The 2814-nt window shown below is 52.6% G+C and carries 4 protein-coding genes and 2 pseudogenes; 2 read left to right on the plus strand and 4 right to left on the minus strand.

What is annotated here, in order from left to right; genetic code table 11:
- Nucleotides 1-54: 54 nt before the first annotated feature.
- Nucleotides 55-214 (plus strand): annotated as a pseudogene (locus Z052_RS21475) (IS4 family transposase); the annotation flags it as partial.
- Nucleotides 215-234: 20 nt separating this feature from the next.
- Here the strand turns inward: Z052_RS21475 and Z052_RS19020 are convergent.
- From Z052_RS19020 to dps, 3 genes are read right to left on the minus strand one after another with little or no spacing between them, the layout of a single operon-like run.
- Nucleotides 235-609, minus strand: a complete 375-nt coding sequence (locus Z052_RS19020; protein WP_080508748.1) for a RidA family protein — start codon at nucleotides 607-609, stop codon at nucleotides 235-237.
- Nucleotide 610: 1 nt separating this feature from the next.
- On the minus strand, nucleotides 611-994 hold the full coding sequence (locus Z052_RS19025; RefSeq protein WP_080508749.1) for a 2Fe-2S iron-sulfur cluster binding domain-containing protein: 384 nt from the start codon (nucleotides 992-994) through the stop codon (nucleotides 611-613).
- A gap of 34 nt (nucleotides 995-1028) precedes the next feature.
- Complete coding sequence (gene dps, locus Z052_RS19030) at nucleotides 1029-1688, minus strand: DNA protection during starvation protein (protein ID WP_049933440.1); 660 nt, start codon at nucleotides 1686-1688, stop codon at nucleotides 1029-1031.
- A 126-nt stretch (nucleotides 1689-1814) separates the two neighbouring features.
- Here dps and Z052_RS19035 point away from each other — a divergent pair, with 126 nt between their 5' ends.
- A complete protein-coding gene (locus tag Z052_RS19035; RefSeq protein WP_080508750.1) occupies nucleotides 1815-2564 on the plus strand; it encodes a helix-turn-helix domain-containing protein in 750 nt (249 codons plus the stop codon).
- Nucleotides 2565-2606: 42 nt separating this feature from the next.
- Here Z052_RS19035 and Z052_RS19040 read toward each other — a convergent pair.
- Nucleotides 2607-2774, minus strand: a pseudogene (locus Z052_RS19040) (IS630 family transposase); the annotation flags it as partial.
- Between the last annotated feature and the right edge of the window lie 40 nt (nucleotides 2775-2814).

Here is a 2814-nt window from a genome sequence, read left to right on the forward strand (position 1 = left end):
TAACTAAAGACGAATGAGTGTTCACTTAAGATGGACCAAAATCGAAACACAGCAAGTCATCAACAATGTGCTACGCAGGAGCGTAGTGACTATCTCAGCTACTCACCGCCGTCACTTCTTGACCGGCTGATCGAAGGTGCCCAGAAGATCCACAAAGGACGGCTGATTACAAGCGACACTAACCCCCGCTACACAACCCAAGTGTGGGGCTTGACTGAAGACGGATGTAGGATTTCAATCACATACACCAGTAGCCTCAATTTGAACTGTAGCACCGTTCGGCAACTGCTTGACGCCAACGAAGGTCCGTGACGGTCGTTGACCCTCAAAGAATTCGTCATACGCCTGCGTAACTTCCTCTAATTGGCTCATGTCAGTCAGGTATACTGTGGTTCGCATTAGTTCGTGACGACTGACGCCAGCCTCAGCAGCGACAGTGCGAACACGTTCAAGCGCCTTGAGTGTCTGTTTTCGGACACCCTGATCTGATACTGTCTCTTTGCTAGGTACTTGGCCATCAAAACATACCAGTTGTATGCCACGATTTCGAACACTGTACGGAGTAGTTAACGAACTATCTCGTTCTTTTCGGGTTATGTTTTCGGACATGTTAGTCACTTAGCTTCGAATTTCCTGGTGGTTTGTTATTGGCTGCTCTATATTCGAGGAACTCATCGTACTGTTCAACGACAAGTGTTGAGTCCGCCCGCGGCTTCGCAGTACAGGTGAGTACGTAGCCTGCCTCTCGGTCTTCAGTATCGTACCGACGCGCGTTTGGATGGACAACGTCGCCGTCAACCAAACGAGCAGCACAGGTGATACACCAACCTTGTTGACAGTCAGCTGTGAGCCACACACCCGCCGAACGCGCGGCCGCCAGAATCGTCTCGTTCTCACTGACCTCAAGTTCGTGTGTTTCACCGGCTTCGTCCAGCGACGACTCTTCGGGAACAACGATCGTGATGGTCCACGTATCGTCCGACGACTGTGTCATAAATAAGGGGAGAGTGGAGACCGTTGTTACTCGCTCAGGCGGAGTCGTTGAACGGGTTGTTCTTCGTATATGGTGCGTCGCCCGGCTCGCCACGCGCGAAGTGCCCGGCCGGATTAATCTCGTCGTCCCGTTCCTTGCTCAGCAGCTCGATGAACCAGGCCTCGTGGTCCATCTCCTCGTTGAGGATCCGCTGGGCCATGTCGTAGGTTCGCGGATCGGCCCCACGAGTCATATCACAGATCTCGCTCCAAGTACGAATCGCACACCGTTCCGCTTCGAGCAGTACTTCCAGAATGTCTTCGACTTCTAGCTCGGATGTGTCGAACTCACCACTACCATCCATCGGCGTCGGTACCTCGGCGTCGGGACAGGAGGCCCGGTCGGCGAAGTCCCTGATGTCGTTCGGCAGCGACCCCTCGAGTTCGTACACCCGGGGGACGACAAGCTCGAAGTGGGCCCGGTCTTCAAGACGGGCGTCCTCGGTGATCTCCTTGTAGTCCTCCTCCCCGGCGAGGTGCATTCGGAGGTTCGTGTAGTAGTAGTAGGTCGTGAACTCGGCGCCGATCGCGTCGATCAGTTTCTCCCGGAGTTCCTCGGGATCGACGCCTCGTTCGCGGATGACCTCGGCACCGACTCGCTTGCTCGTGTCGCCCGGTTCCACGGAACCGCTGCCGTGTTCTTTCTCGTTTGCCATCGCATCTCTACATACCCCGGTAACAGTAATCAGAATTGTTTTAGCAATAGATGATATTATCTGGCAAAAGAATGAAACAGCACTAAGAACAATTCTTTTGTGTATCTACTATTTAGCAATAGATAAATGAACGGTAAGCCTGAACCCGCGCAAGAGACACGTGAGTTTGAGTTTGTCCTCCAGTTCGAGTCAGGAGCCGATGAGTTGATGGATGTGTTCCGACAGTACGAGAGCCTCTCGTTGTGGTCGTCCGCGATCTTCGTGAATGACAGCTATATGTGGCGGCTCGATTATGCGAAGGGGACGAGCGAAGCGCTGGACGCGTTCGATGAGGTATTTCTTGACAAAACCCGCTGTAACGAGTGCTTCGATGTCGTAGATTGTGATACGGACCGATCATATCGTGTCCTAGATCGTCAAGAGACTAGCCGAACTATCTATACACTTCGTCGTGAAATTAACAGTTGTCATTCACTTCCGCATATTGTACTCGATCATATTCAGACAGGAACTATATTCGAATCCCGCCGGGTCGGTGACGAGTACCGGTGGCGCATTCTCTTCCCTAGTGATTCTCCTATTGGAGACATCTACGATACAATGGAAGCACAGATTCGGGAGGGCGTGTCGGTTTCGGTGTCCCATATCACTACTGGCAGCGACTGGAAGGCGACCGAGCGCCTCGCGACAGACTTCTCGCCAGAACACTGGGAAGTGCTAAAGGCAGCGGTCAAGCACGGATACTATGAACGGCCGAGAGAAGTTTCTGTCTCCGATCTTGCGTCGATACTTGATGAACCTCGTTCTACGGTTCAATATCGACTACGAACCGCAGAGGATCGTATCGTGTCGGAATTTGTCAAGCAAACACTGTGAACGGTGGTAGCTACGAGTGGTAGAGATCACGATTGCTGATACTCACAGACATGAATACATAAAGATATCAGGAACTTCGATGCGGTCGAGTACAGAGAGAGCAGCATCACGGAGATCGTCAAGCGTCTCGAACAGACGGTTCCCAAGTTCTTGATCGAGTTGTCTCCAGCACTCTTCCGCGGGGTTCAGCTCTGGTGAACCCCGCGGAAGGCATCCGTCTTTAGTTAAGCCTCACACTCGGTTGTGTAGC

Origin of the sequence: Halorubrum sp. C191, from assembly GCF_002727095.1 — an archaeon.
Classification (GTDB): domain Archaea; phylum Halobacteriota; class Halobacteria; order Halobacteriales; family Haloferacaceae; genus Halorubrum; species Halorubrum ezzemoulense.